Source organism: Paenibacillus sp. FSL L8-0644 (assembly GCF_038008165.1).
In the GTDB taxonomy this organism is placed as follows: Bacteria; Bacillota; Bacilli; order Paenibacillales; family Paenibacillaceae; genus Paenibacillus; species Paenibacillus polymyxa_D.
The window spans coordinates 4,159,444-4,175,657 of sequence record NZ_JBBOYN010000001.1 but is presented as its reverse complement, the minus strand read 5'-3'; the positions used below and the strand labels follow the sequence as shown (position 1 = coordinate 4,175,657).

At 45.8% G+C, this 16,214-nt stretch carries 12 protein-coding genes and 2 riboswitches; of the genes, 5 read left to right on the top strand and 7 right to left on the bottom strand.

All coding sequences use genetic code 11. From position 1 onward, the window contains the following. Nucleotides 1-71: 71 nt before the first annotated feature. Nucleotides 72-1,043 (bottom strand): LacI family DNA-binding transcriptional regulator, encoded by a 972-nt coding sequence (locus NSS94_RS18915; RefSeq protein WP_069011250.1) that lies wholly within the window; start codon nt 1,041-1,043, stop codon nt 72-74. A 213-nt stretch (nt 1,044-1,256) separates the two neighbouring features. On the opposite strand from NSS94_RS18915, the gene NSS94_RS18910 reads away from it, so the two are divergent. Both NSS94_RS18910 and NSS94_RS18905 read left to right on the top strand, forming a co-directional pair. Beyond that, nucleotides 1,257-2,714: a glycoside hydrolase family 1 protein gene (locus tag NSS94_RS18910; protein WP_029518388.1), complete on the top strand. Its 1,458-nt coding sequence runs from the start codon at nt 1,257-1,259 to the stop codon at nt 2,712-2,714. Nucleotides 2,715-2,882: 168 nt separating this feature from the next. Beyond that, nucleotides 2,883-2,959: riboswitch (glycine riboswitch) on the top strand. 18 nt (nt 2,960-2,977) lie between these two features. Then, a riboswitch (glycine riboswitch) is annotated at nt 2,978-3,072 on the top strand. A 158-nt stretch (nt 3,073-3,230) separates the two neighbouring features. Beyond that, nucleotides 3,231-4,649 (top strand): alanine/glycine:cation symporter family protein, encoded by a 1,419-nt coding sequence (locus NSS94_RS18905; RefSeq protein WP_341039888.1) that lies wholly within the window; start codon nt 3,231-3,233, stop codon nt 4,647-4,649. A 57-nt stretch (nt 4,650-4,706) separates the two neighbouring features. Here NSS94_RS18905 and NSS94_RS18900 read toward each other — a convergent pair whose 3' ends face one another. The 5 genes from NSS94_RS18900 to NSS94_RS18880 all read right to left on the bottom strand — a co-directional run bounded on the left by NSS94_RS18900 (nt 4,707) and on the right by NSS94_RS18880 (nt 10,750). After that, nucleotides 4,707-5,879, bottom strand: coding sequence for an iron-containing alcohol dehydrogenase (locus tag NSS94_RS18900; RefSeq protein ID WP_341039887.1), 1,173 nt, complete (start codon nt 5,877-5,879; stop codon nt 4,707-4,709). 147 nt (nt 5,880-6,026) lie between these two features. Continuing rightward, on the bottom strand, nt 6,027-6,854 hold the full coding sequence (locus tag NSS94_RS18895; protein WP_341039886.1) for a carbohydrate ABC transporter permease: 828 nt from the start codon (nt 6,852-6,854) through the stop codon (nt 6,027-6,029). Nucleotides 6,855-6,876: 22 nt separating this feature from the next. Further along, nucleotides 6,877-7,752: a carbohydrate ABC transporter permease gene (locus tag NSS94_RS18890; protein WP_029518392.1), complete on the bottom strand. Its 876-nt coding sequence runs from the start codon at nt 7,750-7,752 to the stop codon at nt 6,877-6,879. Nucleotides 7,753-7,785: 33 nt separating this feature from the next. Further along, entirely contained in the window at nt 7,786-9,069 is a 1,284-nt protein-coding gene (locus NSS94_RS18885; protein ID WP_341039885.1) for an ABC transporter substrate-binding protein, read from the bottom strand. 199 nt (nt 9,070-9,268) lie between these two features. Continuing rightward, nucleotides 9,269-10,750 carry a PTS transporter subunit EIIC gene (locus tag NSS94_RS18880; protein ID WP_029518394.1) on the bottom strand — a complete coding sequence of 494 codons (1,482 nt, stop codon included), beginning with the start codon at nt 10,748-10,750 and terminating at the stop codon, nt 9,269-9,271. Nucleotides 10,751-11,068: 318 nt separating this feature from the next. On the opposite strand from NSS94_RS18880, the gene NSS94_RS18875 reads away from it, so the two are divergent. Together NSS94_RS18875 and glpK are read left to right on the top strand one after the other, a co-directional pair. Then, nucleotides 11,069-11,893 carry an MIP/aquaporin family protein gene (locus NSS94_RS18875; protein ID WP_029518395.1) on the top strand — a complete coding sequence of 275 codons (825 nt, stop codon included), beginning with the start codon at nt 11,069-11,071 and terminating at the stop codon, nt 11,891-11,893. 32 nt (nt 11,894-11,925) lie between these two features. Next, on the top strand, nt 11,926-13,419 hold the full coding sequence (glpK, locus tag NSS94_RS18870; RefSeq protein WP_165148779.1) for a glycerol kinase GlpK: 1,494 nt from the start codon (nt 11,926-11,928) through the stop codon (nt 13,417-13,419). Between the two features lie 85 nt (nt 13,420-13,504). Here the strand turns inward: glpK and NSS94_RS18865 are convergent, their stop codons facing one another. Further along, nucleotides 13,505-14,545 (bottom strand): LacI family DNA-binding transcriptional regulator, encoded by a 1,041-nt coding sequence (locus NSS94_RS18865; protein WP_029518397.1) that lies wholly within the window; start codon nt 14,543-14,545, stop codon nt 13,505-13,507. Nucleotides 14,546-14,856: 311 nt separating this feature from the next. Between NSS94_RS18865 and NSS94_RS18860 the strand changes: the two genes are divergently transcribed. Continuing rightward, complete coding sequence (locus NSS94_RS18860) at nt 14,857-16,203, top strand: GH1 family beta-glucosidase (RefSeq protein WP_341039884.1); 1,347 nt, start codon at nt 14,857-14,859, stop codon at nt 16,201-16,203. Nucleotides 16,204-16,214 lie beyond the last annotated feature (11 nt).

Below are 16,214 nucleotides of genomic sequence, written 5' to 3'. Positions count from 1 at the left end.
TTTTATTCTGTTTCGACAAAAAACATTTTATATCAAGACCCTTTTGCCTAATTTGCAAGTAAAGCGTTACCTTATGTGGTCGTACGTTCAATGAGGCTGTACTCTAGCGAATGAAGCTCCATTTGGCGTCCAATCAGCTGGGGGGAAAGCATGAAAAAAGCATTTTGTGCTTGAGCCATGATGGGATTTTGAATGGTTGTAATCCCCAACGTATGCGACAGCTCCGTGTTATCAAACCCAACAATCGCCAGATCTCCCGGTACGTTCAGCCGTTGTCTGCGTGCTTCGCAGAGAATGCCCACAGCTACATAATCGTTAGCACATAAAATAGCCTCTGGGAATTCCCCCCGATGCTGTAACAAATCCCGTACGACCTGTTCGCCATCACGGATATTATAAATTGAAGAGTGATTCCAGTGTTGCAACACTGACAGATTGTGCTCACTCATGATCTGTTCATAGGCTCGTTGTCTGCTATGGGTATTGATGCTGCTCGGACGACCAAAAGCATTGGCTATACGGGTATAGCCTTTTTGTATCAAATGCTTTAATGCTAGCATGTAACCTTCATATTGATCCATTGCGACGGAGCGAATATCGGTATGCTCCATTCGTTGCCAGGCCACGATCGGGCCATATTTACAATAGGTACTCAAAAAATCAGTGTCATTCACGCAGGAAATGATGACCAGCGCGTCGACTCTTTTTCTTTTTAAATCTTCAAAAGCTTGAAGCTCTTTCTTTTTGTCTTCTCCCGAAGTATAAATAATGGTCTGGAATTCATATTGTCCGGCGATTTCTACAAAGCTGTCCAGAAAAGCAAGAACAATTTCATTAATCGTTGAAGTGATGATACCAATCTGAAGCGTCTGACCCTTGGATAGGGAAATGGCATTCCGATTAGGAACATAATCTAATTCCTGCATGATTTTCAAAATCTTAGCTCTTGTTTCATGACTGACATGGGGGGACTGATTTAATACTCTGGATACCGTAGCCTTGGAAAAGCCCGCCAGTTTTGCAATTTGATCAAGATTCGACATGGTGCTTCTCCTCACATAAGAAAAAAATACTTGACATGAAACGCGTTACAACAATTAGGATGCTTATGAGGGCATTACATCTATTTTAAAGCATCTGTCAATGCATTTCAAAGGAGAACGGTTACCGTTAGGTATGGATTCACATTTGCAGCATTTGATGGGATTACTTAGGCCAAAGTAAAAATCTTATATACGGAAAGAGGTCTTTATACCATGACGAAGATGCTAAAAGGATTTCCGAAAAACTTCTTGTGGGGCGGGGCAACTGCAGCCAACCAATTGGAAGGTGCTTTTGACGTAGATGGAAAAGGCTTGTCCAGCGCAGACATGATTGCTTATGTACCCAAAGCGGAACGTAAGAACGATCACGCTATAGAGATTTCGTCCGAGCGACTCGAAGACATTTTGGCAGGCAAAGTCAATGCCCGTTTCCCAAAACGTGAAGGTGTGGACTTTTACCACCACTACAAAGAAGATATTGCATTGTTCGCTGAAATGGGCTTTAAAGTATTTCGTATGTCCATCCACTGGTCGCGGATTTTCCCGAATGGCTATGATCACGAGCCGAATGAAGCAGGATTGCAATTCTACGACAATGTATTTGATGAGCTGCGCAAATATAATATTGAGCCCTTGGTAACATTGTCACATTATGAAACACCGCTAGGTCTGACTCAGAAGTATAATGGCTGGCTGGGTCGTGAAGTCATACAGCATTACGTCAATTATGCCGAAACGGTGTTTACACGCTATAAGGATAAAGTAAAATACTGGCTGACCTTTAATGAAATCAATGTAATGACCATGAGTCCGTTCACCGGTGGCGGTGTGGTTATTGACCGTGTAGAAAACAAACAACAAGCGATATATCAAGCATTGCATCATCAATTTGTAGCTAGTGCACTGGCAACCAAACGGGGACATGAGATCATCCCGGGTGCTCAGATCGGCTGTATGTTGGCACGTATAGAAAGCTATCCACATACGTGTAACCCAGCGGATATACTGAAAGCCCAGCATGAAAATCAGATGAACCTATTCTTTACGGATGTGCATGCCCGTGGGGAATATTCCAACTATATGAATCGTTATTTTGAAGAAAATAATATTGTGATCCAGACAGAACCCGGCGATGCCGAAATTTTGAAAAATAATACGGTTGATTTTATCTCATTTAGCTACTACATGACCTTGACCGTATCGGCAGGTCCAGAAGGCGAGAAAGCAGCAGGAAACCTGATTGGTGGCGTGAAAAATCCGTATCTGCAGTCCTCCGACTGGGGATGGCAGATCGATCCGATCGGCCTGCGTGTTACACTGAATACGTTTTATGATCGCTATCAAAAGCCGCTGTTCATCGTGGAAAATGGCTTGGGTGCATATGATAAGGTGGAGGAAGATGGCTCTGTGCATGACACATATCGCATTGATTACTTGCGTCAGCATATTGCCCAAATGAAGGAAGCGATTGCCGACGGTGTTGATCTGATTGGTTACACCAGCTGGGGCCCTATCGACCTTGTGAGCATGTCTACTTCCGAAATGTCCAAGCGCTACGGATTTATTTACGTTGATCTGGATGATGACGGTAACGGAACGCTCAAACGCTCCAAAAAAGACTCTTTTAATTGGTATAAAAATGTGATAGCAACCAACGGTGAAGAATTGTAATTCCATATCATCTCGGGCGGGTATAGCAGAGGACATCCTAAGGATGCGATCTGCTGTACCCGCTTTTTTGATAGACTCAATAATAATATTTCAGAGGGCTTCACAAACTTTTCACTTGTAATAAGCTGAAAGTTTTCTGTATAATGAATAAAAATTTCATATGTCTGGTTGATGTTTGCGGGAGATGGAACGAAAGTTCCGACCGAAGGGGCAAAACTCTCAGGTGCTTAGGCTGTTTACAGCCACAAGCGGGGACCGTAAACGGACAGAACTCTGGAGAGACCCTTAATTGGGCGCCGAAGGTGCACCGCAGAGAACATCTGCTTAAACTCTCAGGCAAAAGGACAGAGACGCGAATAACCTGTGACAGGGAATGCCCTAGGCTTTTTTATGAGCTATTAGAGGCAAAACCTGCACAAGATGGTTGTATTTTTTCGTGCCTTTAACCTCTCCAGGAGTCGAATCAGCGGATTTGACTCTTTTTTGTTTTCTAATATGCTGGAGGAGCGGGTTGAAATGAATTTGGTACATGTGTTAGAAACGATTGACAGCTGGATATGGGGAGCGCCGCTTCTTATTCTCGTGATGGGCACGGGGTTGTGGCTAACGATCCGCTTGAAGCTGCTTCAGGTTATTCGATTGCCTTTGGCGCTCAAGCTAATTGGTAAAGCGCCGGACGAAGGTAGCGGAGATGTAAGCAGCTTCGGAGCATTGAGTACGGCACTGGCAGCTACTGTAGGTACAGGAAGTATTGTTGGCGTGGCGACAGCGATCAAGCTGGGTGGGCCCGGTTCATTATTCTGGATGCTGGTTGCAGCTTTTTTCGGGATGGCAACCAAATATGCGGAAGGATTATTATCCGTTAAATACCGTGTTAAAGACCGGAACGGACAATTTTCGGGTGGTCCGATGTATTATATTGAAAACGGACTTGGCCGCCGTTTCAAGCCGCTGGCGATGTTGTTTGCCTTTTCTGGTGTTCTTGTAGCCCTATTTGGAATCGGTACTTTTCCGCAAGTAAAGGCTATCGTTTCTTCGACGGAAAGTAGCTTTGGAGTGCCAACGGTAGTTACAGCGATCATTATTTCCGTGTTAACTGCTGTTGTTACGATTGGAGGACTCAAAAGTATTGCCAAGGTATCCACAAAGATTGTTCCATTCATGTCGGGGCTCTATATCGTAGTTTGCTTAATTGTACTCATTAAGTTTGCAGGAGAGCTTCCTCATGCGATTGCTTTAGTATTACAAGGGGCCTTCTCGACCACATCTGCAACGGGTGGATTTGCCGGAGCGACGATTATGTTGGCGATGCGAAGTGGAGTTGCCAGAGGTATTTTTGCTAATGAAGCCGGTTTGGGAAGTGCGCCAATTGCAGCAGCTGCTGCTAAGACGAAATGGCCTGCAGAACAAGGGTTGATATCCATGACAGGCGTATTTATCGATACGATGATTATTTGTAATCTGACGGGATTTACGTTGCTGGTTACGGGAATATGGAGTGGAAATGACGATGGAGGTCTGATGACCCAGCATGCGTTTTCCAGTGCCTTTCCGGCTGGTGCAGAACTCGTGACGATTAGCCTTATTTTATTTGCATTCACAACGATACTGGGCTGGAATTACTACGGGGAACGTTGTGTTGAATATTTACTGGGTGTCAAATGGATTAAACCATACCGTTATTTGTTCATCGCACTTGTGGCAGGAGGTGCGTTCATCAAGTTGGAAGCCATTTGGCTGCTGGCAGATATCTTTAACGCAATGATGGCTTTCCCGAATCTGATTGCACTGCTTGGTTTGTCAGGCATTGTCGTTGCAGAAACCCGAACCTATATGGATTCTCTGAATTCTAGTAAGAAAAAGGGCATTCTTGCAGGTGCCAGTGTAGGGGCAGCTATTCAAGTAGAAGAAAAGGGACACACGGTTAATTCATAAATTCCAAAAGGGAGTGCCTTCAGCCATCACAGGCTTGAGGACACTCCCTTTTGAATGTTATAACGATGCACGCAAAATAGCTAAAATATCTTCTTGATTCAGCTTTTTATAATTACCGAAGCCTCCATATTCCATTTCACGGGCTGCAATGGTTGCGATTTTTTCCAATTGCTCATCATTAATATTGTAATCGGCCAGGGTGGAAGGGGCACCGAGACTTGTCCAGAATGCACTAAGACGGTCAATACCCTCCAAAGCGATTTCTCTATCTGTTTTATCTACGGTGTCTAAGTCAAACATGCTGAGCATCAGCCGTTTCATGCGTGCAGCATCCTGATCGACCGTATGTCTCATCCAGTTGGGGAATAGGATCGCCAGACCGCCAGCATGAGGAATATCATATACAGCAGATAATGCATGTTCAATCGTATGCGAAGCCCAGTCCCCGAAGTAGCCCATTTGCAGTGTTCCGTTAAGAGCAATCGTTCCGGCATATAAAATCGTTTCGCGATGCTCGTAGTTGTGCAAATCCTCCAACAGCTTAGGTGCAGTTTCGATTACGGTTTGCAGCACGGAAAAGCACATACGATCTTGCAACGGTGTATTTTTAACATTGTGAAAATACTGTTCAAACACATGGCTCATCATATCCACCATGCCATATACCGTCTGATCACGTGGCACAGAGAAGGTGTTTTTTGGGTCCAGAATTGAGAATTTCGGATGCGTCACCGCGCTGCCCCATACGTATTTTTCGTTTGTTTCCCAGTTGGTGATAACAGAATCTGGATTCATTTCTGAACCGGTAGCGGCGAGTGTGAGGATGGTACCGAATGGCAGAGCCTGGGTAGGCATGTGCTTTTTATTGATAATATCCCACACATCGCCGTCATATTCAGCCCCTGCTGCGATGGCTTTGGTGCAATCAATAACGCTCCCGCCGCCTACTGCAAGTAAGAAGTCGATTTTTTTGTTTCGGCAAATGTCGATGCCCTTCTTAACGGTGGACAACCGCGGATTCGGTTCTACGCCCGACAATTCATGAATGTTGAGATGTAGCGGCTGTAACGCGTTTAATACCTGGTCATATAGACCATTTCGTTTGACACTTCCGCCTCCATATATCAGCAAAATATTTTTGCCGTAATTCAACAGTTCCTGCTGCAGTTCTTCAATTTGATTGTCTCCAAAAATTAATTTGGTGGGGTTATAATATGTGAATTTGTTCATCTGGAAAGTTCCCCTCAGTTCATAGTTCATGTTCAAATCGTAAATCGCTTAACCTGATTGCTGTTGTATACCTAACCTCATCATGTAAGCTATTTGAAATGACGATTAATTATTATACATGAAATGAATAAGGGAATTCAAGTGAATCTAATCTTTGACCGCACCAGCGGCAAGATCGGAAATAAACTGGCGGCTAATGAAAAGAAACAAAATAATAAGTGGCAGTACAGCAAGCAGGGTGCCCGCAATGACCATCGCATAATCCGTATTGTAAATCCCGTTTAACTGTGACAGTGCAATCTGGAGCGTGAATTTACGCTCATCCGTTAAGACGATTAACGGCCATAAATAATCATTCCAGGCTCCTATAAAGGTAAACGCGCCGAGAAAAGCGAACGCAGGACGTAGAATAGGCAGTGCTACATTCAAGTACAGTCGAAAAAAGCTGCATCCGTCCATCCGCCCCGCATCCAGCAGCTCCTTTGGAATGGATTCTTCCGCATATTGACGAATCCAGAAAATGCCGAAGGCATTTACCATCCCCGGGATAATAAGCGCTTTGAACGTACCTACCCATCCAAAGGAGGCCATCATGACAAAGGAGGGGACAAGCGAAAGTTGTGAAGGGACCATCATTGTAGCTAGCAGAACGATAAATAGCACTTTTTTGCCCGGAAAATCAAACTTGGCGAATGCAAAACCTGCCAGCGAATCGAAAAACAGAACCAATAAGGTAACAGAACCGGCTACAAAAAGGGTATTAAAAAAGGCTCCGGCAAAATTAATCTGCTGCAATACTCTCGTTATGTTATCCAAGAAGTGGCCGCCAAACCACAATTGCGGTGGAAAACGATAGATGTCTGAAGTTGTACGGGTTGCCATAACGATCAGCCAGTAAAATGGAAACATCGACAGGATGATTCCCACCAACAATCCGGCATATAAAACAAAGGATTTTGCACGTGTCTGTATCATGTTGTGAAGCTCCTTCCCATCGTTATTTTTTACCTTGAACGAGTTTCCAGTTGATGATGGAGAATAGAGCAATGATGAGGAACATGCCCCATCCGACGGCTGCACCATATCCAAAATAGTTGTTAATGAACGACTCGCGGTACAGGTATAAAACGATGGTCATGCCACTTGCCCCGGAACCGCCGTCATTACCGACCAGGACCTGTGGCTCGGTGAAGAGTTGCATACCGCCGATGGTGGACGTAATGACCGTAAACAGAATGACTGGGCGCAGCATGGGGATAGTGATGCGGAAAAAAGCTTGCGCTCCGGTTGCTCCGTCTATTTTGGCGGCCTCATACAGCACATGCGGAATACTCTGAAGTCCGGCCAGATAGATGATTGCGTTATAGCCCATCCATCTCCATACGACCATAGAAGAAATGGCAATTTGGATACCCCATGGCACATTCAGCCATTGAACCATGGGCAGTCCCAAGAGTTGCAGAAGGTAGTTGAGAAATCCGAAATTGTTGGCAAATAAGGCACCAAATATGATGGCGACAGCCACAATAGACGTCACATTGGGCAGGAAGAATCCAACTCGCCATAAGGTGCGCATTTTCACAAATGGGGCATAAAGCAGAAAGGCAATAATCAGTGCGAAGAATAGCATTGGAATCGTTGCATACACCCAGATCACAAAGGTGTTGCCTACAGCCTGCCAAAATTCATGATCTGTTACAAGGTAGCGAAAGTTGCCCCAGCCGTTGTAGGTCATGTCTCCGATTCCGTCCCATTTGTGAAACGCCAGGTATAATGAAAAACCAATCGGAAACAGTCCAAAGATGCCAAACAGCAGATAAAACGGCGAGATCGCAGCATAAACGGCACGGTGCTTCCAGATTTCTCTCAGCATATTGTCCACACGCCTTTTTTGAATTTTGTTTTTTTATCGCTGTAATTCCCGTTCGATTCGTTCCATGGTTTCCGTCCATAATGCATCAGGATTAGCATCCTGCTTGGCAACATTAGCAAGGCGACGGGTCACAATGCCGTGGATGACAGGGTAGCGCTCGCCGAAATAGCTGCTTTTCACATGACGTGCGGAGGCGGAGAAGATGAGTCCGGTGGCCTGACCCCCAAAGAAAGGCTCGGGTATCCCCATGATAGGATCGTTATAGACGCCGGGAGTGGACGGGAACAGACCGATTTTGTGGTAGGCTTCCAACTGGTGTTCCGGGTTTTGCAGCCAGGTCAGGACTTCAAAGGCTTCTTTGGGATGTTTGCTGGATTTGAGGATAGAAATGAACGAACCACCCAGGTTGCCGTCTCCTCCAGGAGCACGGGCGACTCTCCATTTGCCCGCTGTATCCGGCGCGGCCTCTGTGAGAACTTGCTTCATCCAAACAGCCCCTACAAAAGAGGCAATTTTGCCGTTATTGACCGAAGCGTTCCATTCGGGAGTCCAGCCATCCGCATTGGCGAGCAGATGCTTCTTGTGGAAATCGACAGCGGTTTTCCAGCCCAGACGGATGTCAGGAGATTGATTGCCAATATAGCTGCCATCCGGCTTGAAGTAGAGGTTTGTATGCTGAGCGAGCACTTGATTGTAAACGTTTACAATATTATCACCCAAAAACGAACGGCTTCCGAATTTCTGCTGAAGTTGTTCTCCGGCTGCCATGTAATCATCCCATGTGCGGATCGAGGCACTAACCTTTTCAGGATCACTAGGCAAGCCTGCTTGCTTAAATAGATCGCTTCGATAGAAGAGGGCAGTAGGCCCAGTATCCATGGGATATGCAATCATTTTACCATCAGGAGTGATCCCCTGATTCCATTTCCATTCCAAATATTGATCTTTTAGGCGGTCTGCTCCGAGTTCCCTTAAATCATAAAAACGATCCGCACTAGGAAATAGCTCCACCATCCAGTCGTTCAGAGCTACGATGTCTGGTTCACCAGAACGAGCTGCGAGCGTTGTCTTCAGTTTAGCTTTGAAGTCACCACCTATTTTTTGAGTTTTTAATTCAATGTTGGGAAAGGTTTTTTCCGCTTGGGCGAGTAGTTCATCATCAATGGAGCGGTTCCAATACCATAATGTAAGCGTTATCTTTTTTCCGTTTGACAAATTAGTTTCAGATGATTGACTTTCAGAGAACGAGGGTCCACTACAAGCACTGAACATAGTGAGAAAAGTAAGACATAATACCAACCATTGTACTGTCTTCACATCATTTCCCTCCTTGCTGTCTGAGATAATCTGCCTGCTAAACAAGTTGTAAATGGTTTAGCTCCATCATATGAAGCTGTTACCCATTTATGTGCATTGCCTTAACCAAAAACAAAAAATTTGAAACGTTTATCCATATAAAAAAAAGCACGTGCGTCTGTTATATGAAGAACGCACGTACTTAAGTTAGGGATTCAGCTCATGACATCAACCGCAGTATTTCATCTTTCAGAATTTCGGACCGAGTCCCGAAAATAACCTGCAGGGTACCGTTACCAAGCCTGATGATTCCCGACGCTCCGAGCTGCCTGAGAGCTTGATCGTTAACTGCTTTGTCGTCTTTGACGACAAGACGCAGCCGTGTGATGCAGGCATCAATGCTTAGGATATTGTCCGAACCGCCGAGATAGGTTAGTACCCTGCCTGCCTGACTGGACGGAGTGTCGGATGTAGCGTTTGCTTTTTTATTGGGTACAGATTCGTTAGCCTCAGACAGGAGACTGTCTTCTCCATCATCTTCACGCCCAGGAGTTTTTAGGTTGAATTTGAGAATGATAAATCGGAACAGAAAGTAATAGATGAGGGCGAAGACAAGCCCGACCGGGATCATTCGCAATGGGTGAGTGGAGAGCTTCATATTGACCAAATAGTCAATGAGTCCTGCTGAAAAGGAAAAGCCCAGTTTGACATCCAATAGGTATACGACCAGGCCGCTCAGGCCTGTCAGCAGAGCATGAACGCCGTAAAGCAATGGTGCAATGAACATAAACGAAAATTCGAGGGGCTCGGTAATTCCGGTCAGGAACGATGCCAGCGCAGAACCGATGAAAATGGAAGCGACGGCTTTACGTTTTTCCGGTTTAGCCGTATGGATGAATGCGAGAGCGGCTGCCGGGAGAGCAAACATCATAATAGGGAAGAAACCGGACATGAATAGACCAGCTGATTTATCGCCTGCAAAGAAACGGGTCAGGTCACCATGAACAACTTCGCCAGCTGCATTCGTATAGTTACCAATCTGAAACCACGCGATTGAGTTTAGTACATGATGCAAACCGAGCGGGATCAGCAGCCGATTGGCAATCATGAATACCATTGATCCGATTCCGCCAAACCCGACAATCCAGTTGCCGAAGGCTGCAATCCCATCTTGTACCGGACTCCAGATCATTCCGAGCAGAATGGCCAGAATCATGGTCGTGAAGGCGGTAATCATGGGGACAAAACGTTTGCCTGAGAAGAAGCCAAGCCAATCCGGGAGCTGAATATTATGATATTTTTTAAACAGAAAAGCAGACCATCCACCGATAAAAATACCACCCAATACGCCCATGTCCAGCTTGACGTCGTCTGGAATATATGCAAATATACCCGGCACTGCCGCCAAAATACGGGTCAACACCATATAGGCAATGACTGCCGATAATGCGGCTACTGCGTCGCCTGCCAGACCAATGGCAACACCAATGGAGAAAATGAGCGCAAGGTTACCGAAGATAGCCCCCGCCCCCTCGTTCAGAAAAGGAGTGACATAATGATTCAGAAATCCGCCAACTACGGGACCAAACGGTATATCCGTTTCATAATTAATCAGAGCTAATCCTTGCAAAATCCCTGCGGCGGGTAGAGTAGCTACTGGAAGCATTAACGACTTGCCGATTTTTTGCAGAAATTTCAGCATAACATTCTTCCCTTCTTCATCGAGTTTGGGAGTGTCGTATTCAGCCTGAAATCCTTATGTTAAACCATTTTTTTACATCATAAATCGGGGGATCTAACATGGTCAACGATTATTTTAAGCTATGAAATGACGTAAATCCGCAGTTGACATCGCTTACATGCTTATATAGTATCAAATTTAAGTTAATAATCGTGACGGAGACAAGAGAGCCACGCAGACATCCCATGGTACAGCACAGGGTTGATTTGTGATGGCTTTTCTTTTTTTTGTGCGATGAAAGCGATCAAAATCGGGTGATCTATTGAGGAGGTAGGTTGTATGTCGCCATACGCAGCCGAATTCATAGGGACAATGATTCTTATTGCCCTAGGTGGCGGAGTGTGCGCAGGGGTGTCCCTGAAAAAGTCATTTGCCCACGCTTCCGGCTGGATTGTGGTCGGAATGGGTTGGGGGCTTGCGGTAGCTATTGCGGTGTATGCAGTGGGTCAAATCAGCGGAGCGCATTTGAATCCGGCAGTTACACTCGCGTTGGCATTTCAGGGTAGTTTTCCATGGCAAGATGTATCCGGCTATATTGTGGCTCAGCTTCTTGGGGCCATGGCGGGTGCGATCATCGTCGTTTTGCATTATTGGCCCCACTGGAAAGAGACGGAGGACACAGCAGCCAAACTCAGTGTATTCGCGACAGGACCAGCTATTGATCATCCGTTTGCCAACGTGCTTAGTGAAATGATAGGTACTTTCATCTTTGTTCTTGCTTTACTGTCGTTTGGCGCCAATTCATTTACAGACGGCCTGAAACCGCTGATTGTTGGTTTTTTAGTTGTCAGTATCGGTTTATCCCTTGGAGGCACAACGGGCTATGCCATCAATCCAGCGAGGGATTTTGGGCCGCGTCTGATGCATTATTTACTACCGATTCCCGGTAAGGGAGCATCCAACTGGAAATATGCATGGGTGCCCATTATAGGACCGCTATTGGGGGGATCTTTCGCAGGGCCATTTTATCAGGCTGTTTTTAAGGGGAGTGTGACTCCAGCTTTCTGGATTTTACTAGGGATCATCGTGATTGTACTCTTGATTACCTTCCGTATGAGTCGTACTTATAAAAATCATAAAACGGATCACAAACTTATAGCGTAAAAACGATGGATTTACACGGGGAGAGATGAACAATGGGAAAATATATTTTGTCACTAGATCAGGGAACGACAAGCTCAAGAGCGATTTTGTTCAATAGCGAGGGAGATGTAGTGTACTCGGCTCAGCGAGAATTTCCGCAATATTTTCCTCATCCCGGCTGGGTAGAGCAGAATGCGAATGAAATCTGGAGTTCTATTCTCGGAGTCATTGCCTCCTGTCTTTCCGAATCCGGTGTAAAAGCAAATCAAGTGGCTGCCATCGGCATTACCAATCAGCGAGAATCGGTGGCTGTGTGGGACAAAAATACAGGAGTGCCCGTATATAATGTACTCGTATGGCAATCACGCCAAACCTCGGACATCTGTGATGAATTGAAGCGACAAGGGCACGAGGAACTGTTTCACAGCAAAACAGGGCTGCTGATCGACCCGTATTTTTCAGGCACTAAAGTAAAGTGGATACTGGACCATGTAGAGGGCGCGCGGGAAAAGGCGGAACGAGGTGACCTGTTATTCGGTACGATTGACTCGTGGCTGATCTGGAAACTATCCGGCGGAAAGGCACATGTGACGGACTACTCGAATGCAGCCAGGACGCTCATGTACAACATTTATGAGCTAAAGTGGGACGAAGAGCTGCTGGACATTCTGGGTGTTCCGAAAATCATGCTGCCTGAGGTAAGACCTTCTTCTGAGGTATATGCGCACACCGTGGATTATCATTTCTTCGGTCAGAATGTACCGATCGCCGGTGCAGCAGGTGACCAGCAAGCAGCCTTGTTCGGTCAGGCATGTTACGAAAAAGGGATGATCAAAAATACTTACGGCACAGGCTGCTTTATGCTAATGAATACGGGGGATCAGCCTGTTGAATCTAAACACGGCCTGATTACGACCATCGCTTGGGGACTGGAGGAAGGCAAAGTGCAATATGCACTCGAGGGGAGTGTGTTTGTAGCGGGGTCGGCGATCCAGTGGCTGCGAGACGGGCTGCGTATGTTCCGTGAAGCGAAAGACAGTGAGCCTTATGCCGCTCGTGTTTCGTCTACGGAAGGAGTGTATCTTGTCCCCGCTTTTGTCGGACTGGGGAGCCCCTACTGGGATAGCGAGGTGCGCGGAGCAATGTTCGGCCTGACACGAGGGACCACGAAGGAGCATTTTATCCGCGCCACATTGGAGTCACTCGCTTATCAGACCAAGGATGTGCTTACAGCCATGGAGATCGATTCAGGTATTGCGGTGAAGACGCTGCGGGTGGATGGAGGAGCTGTATTGAACAATTTTCTGATGCAATTCCAGAGCGATATTTTAGATGCAACGGTGGAGCGGCCAGTGATCCATGAGACGACGGCACTGGGGGCTGCATGTCTGGCAGGTTTGGCTATTGGATATTGGAAGAGTACGGATGAACTTCGTAAGCGGGTGAGGGTGGAAACCTCTTTTGCCCCGAATATGGATGAATCAACACGTGCAGGCTTGTATGAAGGCTGGAAAAAGGCTGTGAATGCGACGATGGCCTACAAGTAATGATTAAGCGCTGGGTCTCTGAATATTAAACTGCAAAAAGATGACTTCTGAATCTTATCAGGAGTCATCTTTTTTAAGGCATGAGCTAACCTTTGACCTTCGTATGGTTCCAATGTTGGCCGGCTCCGCAGGAACTACGAATGACCAGTTCCGGCTCGACTTTAATACATTTGGTATCCATTTGTTTATTCATCAGGTCAAACAGCACCATAGCAGCTAGACGGCCTATTTTTTGCTTGTCTTGTTTTACAGTCGTCAGTGGAGGTTCGGTATAACGACAGGCTTCTATATCATCACATCCCACTACAGCAATATCCTCGGGTACCCTCAAGCCGCTTTCCTTGAAAGCACGTATGGCACCAAAGGCAAGCAGGTCGGTCGCCGCAAAAATAGCTTTTGGTAAATTTCCTTGCTGTATCCACGCTTTCGCGACCTGGTATCCATCTTCTGCCGCGTAGTCCTTACCATACACGACCCATTCAGGTCTAACATCAAGACTAAACCGTTTTAGTGAAGCAATAAAGGCCTCCTCTCTCTCTTTAATAACCAAGGAGGGGCGTTCAATGCCTATAAACCCCATGTCGCGGTATCCATTCATGTAAAAGTGCTCAACAACCTTCATTGAAATCTTCTGATTGTCGGACATAATGTAGCAAGAACTGGCTCCGGTTAGTTCAATATCGACACCGATACAGGGGATAGGGCTGGCATCGAGATCAAAAACACTCTTCTCCACTTCATCTCCAGCAATAATAATGCACCCGTCCACTGAAAAATATTTCGAGCGTGCCAAATAGTCCTCTCCATTATCCAGAAATTTCTCATTTGAAAAAAACAGCAGATCGTAACCAAGCAAGCCAATCTGTTTTTTGAAGACATTAATGATATCTACAAAAAAAGGATGACTAAAATCAACATTCAGCTTACCAGCGAATATAACGCCTACCAGATTAGATTTTTTGGTAGCCAGCGTTTTAGCCGAGGAGGAGGGTCTATAGCCTGTTTCCTCCATGATTTTAAGTACCCGCTGCCGGGTTTCCTCACTGATGTCTGTGTAATTGTTAATAATTTTCGAAACCGTTGCTACTGAAACGCCTGCCATGCTAGCTATTGTTTTTATATTCATGGAATCCTCCGCAACTAAACTGATTTAGTTAAATTGACTTTGTTTTTCAAAATTAATGATTACTCGTATTCTATGCTACCTCATAGAAGTGAGTCAACCGTGCTAATAAAGGATGACTCCTAATATTTTAAGGAGTAATAACGGTGATTTGTGTTTTATTTGATAATTTACAAATCTCTATTTACAAATACAGGCTATCCGATACATAATAGTAGCTGTAATTAACTAAACCGCTTTCGTAAAGGTAAGTGCATTTATTCTAAGATAGCCGGAGCTGTGAAGTCTTGATTCCTGAAAGGATGATACCAAATATGAATGAGAATACCTATACATTCCCCACCACGTTTATGTGGGGAACTTCGACCTCTTCTTATCAAATTGAAGGTGGCGTGGATGAGGAAGGAAGAACGCCTTCTATTTGGGATACTTTCTGTCAAGTACCCGGGAAGGTGATCGGAGGGGACTGCGGAGATGTGGCTTGTGACCATTTTCACCGCTTTAAGGAAGACGTGCAATTAATGAAGCAACTTGGCTTTTTACATTACCGTTTTTCCGTGGCCTGGCCGCGCATTATTCCCGCACCTGGCGTGGTTAACGAACAGGGGCTACTCTTCTATGAGCGTCTGCTGGATGAGATTGAGTCGGCTGGGCTAATTCCAATGCTGACGCTGTATCATTGGGATCTGCCGCAATGGATTGAGGACGAGGGTGGCTGGACGCAGCGAGAGACTATCCAACATTTTAAAACGTATGCCTCTGTAATCATGGATCGATTTGGACAGCGTATAAGCTGGTGGAATACGATAAATGAGCCCTACTGCGCCTCTATTTTGGGCTATGGCACAGGCGAGCATGCCCCCGGCCATGAGAACTGGAGGGAAGCTCTTGCTACCGCTCATCATATTCTGATGTGTCACGGGATAGCCATGAACTTACACAAGGAAAAGGGCCTGACGGGCAATATCGGTATTACGCTGAACATGGAGCATGTCGATGCAGCCTCTGAACACTCCGAGGATGTAGCCGCTGCTGTCCGGCGGGATGGCTTTATTAATCGTTGGTTTGCCGAGCCATTGTTTAACGGGAAATACCCTGAGGATATGGTGGAATGGTACGGGGAGCACTTGAACGGATTGGATTTTATACAGCCTGGTGATATGGAGCTGATTCAGCAGCCAGGGGATTTTTTGGGCATCAACTACTACGCCCGCAGTATCATTCGAGCGACTACAGACGCTTCGTTGCTTCAGGTCGAGCAGATTTCCATAGAGGAACCGGTAACGGATATGGGATGGGAGATTCACCCTGAATCCTTTTATAAGCTGCTGACACGGATTGAGAAGGATTTTACCAGAGGATTACCCATCCTGATTACAGAAAACGGAGCAGCGATGAAGGACGAACTGGTGAATGGAAAGATTGAAGACATTGGGCGTCAGCATTACATTGAGGAACATTTAAAGGCATGCCATCGCTTTATTGGGGAGGGAGGTCAGCTTAAGGGCTATTTTGTATGGTCATTCCTCGATAACTTCGAATGGGCCTGGGGATACAGCAAACGTTTTGGGATTATACACATCAATTACGATACGCAGGAACGGACACCCAAACAAAGTGCGCTGTGGTTCAAGCAAGTGATGGCGAATAACGGGTTTTAAAAAGAAAAGGG